Origin of the sequence: Luteococcus sp. H91, assembly GCF_038433135.1 — a bacterium.
Lineage (GTDB): Bacteria > Actinomycetota > Actinomycetes > Propionibacteriales > Propionibacteriaceae > Luteococcus.
On sequence record NZ_JBCDMV010000048.1, the window covers coordinates 1 to 3483 of the forward strand.

The 3483-nt window shown below is 65.2% G+C and carries 3 protein-coding genes; all 3 read left to right on the forward strand.

Annotated elements, in window-relative coordinates; translation table 11 throughout:
* Positions 1-49: 49 nt before the first annotated feature.
* Complete coding sequence (locus AAEX57_RS16095) at positions 50-1141, forward strand: DegT/DnrJ/EryC1/StrS family aminotransferase (RefSeq protein WP_342093313.1); 1092 nt, start codon at positions 50-52, stop codon at positions 1139-1141.
* Between the two features lie 2 nt (positions 1142-1143).
* Complete coding sequence (locus AAEX57_RS16100; protein WP_342097815.1) at positions 1144-2133, forward strand: Gfo/Idh/MocA family protein; 990 nt, start codon at positions 1144-1146, stop codon at positions 2131-2133.
* Between the two features lie 133 nt (positions 2134-2266).
* Positions 2267-3483 (forward strand): nucleotide sugar dehydrogenase (locus tag AAEX57_RS16105; protein WP_342093311.1); only part of this gene is annotated, 1217 nt, incomplete at its 3' end.

Consider the following 3483-nt stretch of genomic DNA (forward strand, 5'->3'; position numbering starts at 1 on the left):
TGACCCTGGTGGCCGAAGGGTCCGCCAGCACTGATTCGGAGGAAACCAAGTGACTGAAGCATTCATCCCGCCGGCCAGGCCGATCGTCGGCGAGGAAGAGATCGAGGCGGTCACCCGGGTGATGCGCACCGGCATGCTGGCCCAGGGGCAGGAGGTTGCCGATTTCGAGACGGAGTTTGCTGCTCATTTCACCCCCGGTCGGCAGGCTGTTGCGGTGAACTCGGGTACCTCGGCGTTGCACATTGGTCTGTTGAGCTCGGGTATCGCTGCGGGTGATGAGGTCATTGTCCCGTCGTTCACCTTCGCCGCGACTGCCAACTCGGTGGCGTTGACGGGTGCCACCCCGGTCTTCGCGGACATCGAGCCTGACAGCTTCTGCCTGGATCCGAAGAGTGTCGAGGCGTCGATCACGGACAGGACCAAGGCGATCATGCCGGTGCACCTGTACGGGCATCCGGCCAACATGAAGGCCCTGCAGGAGCTGGCCGACAAGCACGGTCTGCAGTTGTTCGAGGATGCTGCGCAGGCGCACGGTGCCTCGCTGGACGGCACGCCGGTGGGTGCTTTCGGCACCTTTGGTGCGTTCAGCCTGTACCCGACGAAGAACATGACCTCGGGTGAGGGTGGCATGATCACCGTCGCTGATGCGGAGGTGGAGCGCAAGTGCCGCCTGTACCGCAATCAGGGCATGTTGCAGCAGTACCACAATGAGGTCGTCGGGCTGAACAACCGGATGACCAATGTGCATGCCGCGATCGGCCGGGTGCAGCTGACCAAGGTGGATGGTTGGACCAAGCAGCGTCAGGCGAATGCGAAGTTCCTCTCGGAGAACCTGCAGGGTGTCACCCCGCCGCCGGTTGCCGAGGGTGCGGTGCACGTGTACCACCAGTACACGATCCGCGTGCCCGAGGATCGCGACGGTTTCTCGGCCGCGTTGAAGGAGCAGTTCGGTGTGGGCTCGGGCATGTTCTACCCGGTTCCCAACCACCGTCTGGCGCCCTTCCAGAGCCCGGTGGAGCTGCCGGAGACGGAGAAGGCCGCGCTGGAGTGCCTGTCGCTGCCGGTGCACCCGTCGTTGGGCCAGGCCGACCTGGAGCGGATCGTCAACGCCGTGAACACCCTGGCCAAGGCTGGTGCGTGAGCATGGCGAATCTTCGTGCAGGCCTGATCGGCCTGGGCATGATGGGCCGCCACCATGCCCGTAACCTGCGTGCCATCGACGGGGTTGACCTGGTTGGTGTCGCGGACGCGATGGGTGACCCGCATGGTGTTGCTGGGAACCTGGAGGTCAAGGGTTCGATCGACGAGTTGATCGAGGTGGGGCTGGACTACTGCGTCGTGGCCGCGCCGACGATCTACCACGACGAGATCGGTACCAAGCTGGCCGAGGCCGGGGTGCATGCGCTGGTCGAGAAGCCGTTGGCCAAGGACACCGGTTCGGCCAAGGGTCTGGCGGAGTTGTTCAAGGCCAAGGGTCTGGTGGGTGCTGTCGGGCACATCGAGCGTTACAACGCCGCCCTGCAGAACCTGCGCAAGCGGCTGGAGGCTGGTGAGCTGGGCGATTTGTACCAGGTGGCGACGCGTCGTCAGGGGCCGTTCCCGAACCGGATCGCCGATGTGGGTGTGATCAAGGACCTGGGTTCGCATGACATCGACCTGACCGCGTGGGTGACCCAGCGTGACTACGAGTTGGTCGCGGCTCGTTCGATGTTCAAGTCGGGCCGGCAGTACGAGGACATGGTCTCGGCCACCTGCCAGTTGTCGGGTGGGCTGATGAGCAATCACCTGGTGAACTGGTTGACGCCCACCAAGGAGCGGTTGTGCATCGTGACCGGTGAGAAGGGCATGTTCGTCGCGGACACCCTGACCGCCGACCTGACCTTCTACGGCAATGGCACCGCCCACGAGACCTGGGAGGATCTGGCCCAGTTCCGTGGCGTGTCCGAGGGTGACGTCACCCGGTTCGCCATCCCGAAGCCGGAGCCGCTGCGGCTGGAGCACGAGAACTTCCGTGACGCGGTGCTGGGCAAGGAGGCGGACATCGTCACCCTGGAGCAGGGCGCCCGCGTCGTGCAGGTCTGCGAAGCGATGATCGAGAGCTCGAAGACCAACCAGTTCGTCGCGATCAACTGAGTAGCTGATTGTCAGGGTGTGGGGCGCTTCGCATTGCGTGTGGAGCGCCCCACACGCCCTTGCCCGGGCCGTGTGGCCCTCTAGAATTTCGGAAGTTTTCCGGCGCTTCGGATGCGCCGCAGAAAGGGACATCATGAAGATCGCCGTCATCGGTATGGGCAAGATCGGCCTGCCGCTCGCCGTCCAGTTCGCGTCCAAGGGCCATGAGGTCTTCGGCGTCGATGTGCAGCAGCGCGTCGTGGACACCATCAACGCGGGGCAGGAGCCCTTCCCCGGTGAGGCCCACCTGGGCGAGAAGCTGGCCGAGCTGGTGCCCGCGGGCAATCTGAAGGCCACCACGGACTACTCCTCGGCCATCCCGGGCATCGACGCGATCGTGATCGTCGTCCCGCTGTTCGTCAACGACGAGACCTGGCAGCCCGACTTCGCCTGGATGGAGGCCGCCACCAAGAGCTTCAGTGAGCACCTCACCCCCGGCACCCTGATCTCGTACGAGACCACCCTGCCGGTCGGCACCACCCGCAACCGGTGGAAGCCGATGATCGAACAGATCTCTGGCCTGACCGAGGGCACCGACTTCCACCTGGTCTTCAGCCCCGAGCGGGTGCTCACCGGCCGGGTCTTCGAGGACCTGCGCAAGTACCCCAAGTTGGTCGGTGGCCTGTCCGAGGAGGGCACCCAGAAGGCGATCGAGTTCTACCAGCAGGTGCTGGACTTCGACGTCCGCCCGGACCTGGACACCCCCAATGGCGTGTGGGACATGGGCACCGCCGAGGCGGCCGAGATGGCCAAGCTGGCCGAGACCACCTACCGCGACGTGAACATCGGCCTGGCCAACCAGTTCGGCAAGTTCGCCGAGAAGAACGGCATCGACGTCTTCAAGGTGATCAAGGCCTCCAACTCGCAGCCCTACAGCCACATCCACCTGCCCGGCATCGCCGTCGGCGGCCACTGCATCCCGGTCTACCCGCGGCTCTACCTGTACACCGACCCCGACGCCACCATCGTGCGCACCGCGCGCGAGGCGAACATGACCATGCCCGAGCATGCCGTCACCCTGGTCGAGGGTGCCCTGGGCGGCCTGGAGGGCAAGAAGGTGCTGATCCTGGGCGCCTCCTACCGCGGCAAGGTGAAGGAGACCGCCTTCAGCGGCGTCTTCCCCACCTTCCAGATCCTCTCCGCCCGCGGCGCCCAGGCCACCGTCAGCGACCCGATGTACACCGCCGACGAGCTGGCCACGCTGAACCTGAGCCCGTACACCGACGGTGACCAGGTGGATGCCGTCGTGGTGCAGGCCAACCACCCCGAGTTCAGCAAGCTCGGCAAGGACGACTTCCCCGGCGTGCAGGT

Excerpts from the sequence above, each read along its gene's own strand:
- AAEX57_RS16100 (WP_342097815.1), top strand. The coding sequence starts at position 1,144 with ATGGCGAATCTTCGTGCAGGCCTGATCGGCCTGGGCATGATGGGCCGC.